The organism is Mesorhizobium sp. IMUNJ 23232, assembly GCF_044326205.1.
Taxonomy (GTDB): Bacteria; Pseudomonadota; Alphaproteobacteria; order Rhizobiales; family Rhizobiaceae; genus Kumtagia.
Genome location: NZ_JBIRCY010000156.1, coordinates 1 through 1543 on the forward strand (window position 1 = coordinate 1; position 1543 = coordinate 1543).

Here is a 1543-nt window from a genome sequence, read left to right on the forward strand (position 1 = left end):
AGCAGGCAGGCGGCGAAGATCCCGTTGAAATGCCGGCGCCCGCTATGTCGCGGCCGCTTTTGTCAGGAGAGATATCGTGGACTTCTGGACGGAAACCATCGGCTTTTTAGGCAGCGGCTTTGCCGTGCTGACCTACTGGATGCGGGAAATGCTGCCGCTGCGCGTCGCGGCGGTGCTGAGCTGCCTGTTCTTCATCGCCTATGCCGCGATCATCGGCAGCCTGCCGCTGCTCATGATGGAAACCATACTGCTGCCGATCAACGCTTACCGGCTGCTCGAACTGCGCCGCGACAAGGCGACTGTTCAAATCGCGCAGCCAAGGAGCTGACAATGCTGGACATACCGAAAACAGTCATCCGGCGGGCGAGCCGCGCGGACATCCCCGAGATCGCCGACCTCATCGGCAGGGCCCTGGCGCCGTTTCTCAGCATCGGGCGTCAGCCCATCGAACGCTACATCGCGTATTCCCGCAACATTGCGGATCGCTGGAGCAGCGGCGACGTGCTGGTTGTCGAGGACGCCGAGGGCATCGCCGGCACGGTGACCTACGTGGATAGCGTGCGCCGACAAGACAGCCTTCTGCCGGTGGAGTGGGCGACCTTCCGCACGCTCGCCGTCCATCCCAGGGCACGCGGCCGTGGGCTCGGCGGGCAGTTGGTCCAGCATTGCATCGAGACGGCCCGCAACGAGAGAGCCGCGGTCATCGGTCTTCATACCGGGGCCTTCATGGCCACGGCGCGCGGCGTCTACCAACGGGCCGGCTTCCAGCGGAGCCCCGAACACGACTTCTTCGCCTCCTCGTTCCTGGCGTTCGATACGTCGGAAGGCGACCTGCTGGTCGCCGCCTATCGGCTCGACCTTTGAGCGGCGCGGCCGCATTACATGGAATCTCGCATCGTGGACAATTCCAAATTCTATCTGCTGCTGTGGTCGCTGCTGTCGTTCTGGGAACTCGGGCAGATCTGGCTGGTGCAGATCGTCGTCTATCCGCTCTTCGCCAAGGTCGGCGAGGCCGATTATGTCGGCTATCACCGTTTCTATACGAGCCGCATACCGCTTGTTGTCATCCTGCCGGGGTTCGCCAGCTTCCTGCTGCCGATCGCCTTGGCTTTCTTCGGGCCGGCCGTACCGATGTGGATGACAGCCACCAATATTGCGGCCGGCATCGTCGGGCTTCTGGTGACGGTGGTTCTTGAAATCCCCCGGCACGGCAAGCTGGAGACGTCCGGCAAGAACGAGACGCTTATCGCCGAACTCATCCGCTACAACTGGCCCCGCACGGCCTCGATCACCCTGCAGGCGGCAGTCACGATGTTCATGCTGGCTCACGTGCTCGGAGGCTGATCGAGCCGCTCCACCCATAAAAACAAGGCAACGGCGCTGCGGGATTTCAATCCGCCAGGGTCACGGCTGACGGTCGCGACCAGGATTGTCATCCGCTCTTATCGCAGACGACCTGACGCCAATCCCATCCAACTGGAACTCACCCGCCGCCGGCAATGCCGGCCGGCGAACCCTGCCGCACGCCGGCAGCAACCGCCGC

At 63.4% G+C, this 1543-nt stretch carries 3 protein-coding genes; all 3 read left to right on the plus strand.

The window, feature by feature from the left end; all coding sequences use genetic code 11:
* The first annotated feature begins 76 nt into the window (after positions 1-76).
* From ACH196_RS38045 to ACH196_RS38055, 3 genes are read left to right on the plus strand one after another with little or no spacing between them, the layout of a single operon-like run.
* A complete protein-coding gene (locus tag ACH196_RS38045; RefSeq protein WP_396651982.1) occupies positions 77-328 on the plus strand; it encodes a YgjV family protein in 252 nt (83 codons plus the stop codon).
* A gap of 2 nt (positions 329-330) precedes the next feature.
* Positions 331-864, plus strand: coding sequence for a GNAT family N-acetyltransferase (locus ACH196_RS38050; protein ID WP_396651983.1), 534 nt, complete (start codon positions 331-333; stop codon positions 862-864).
* Positions 865-897: 33 nt separating this feature from the next.
* Entirely contained in the window at positions 898-1344 is a 447-nt protein-coding gene (locus ACH196_RS38055; RefSeq protein WP_396651984.1) for a hypothetical protein, read from the plus strand.
* The last annotated feature ends 199 nt before the right edge of the window (positions 1345-1543 follow it).

Excerpts from the sequence above, each read along its gene's own strand:
- ACH196_RS38050 (WP_396651983.1), top strand. The coding sequence starts at position 331 with ATGCTGGACATACCGAAAACAGTCATCCGGCGGGCGAGCCGCGCGGAC.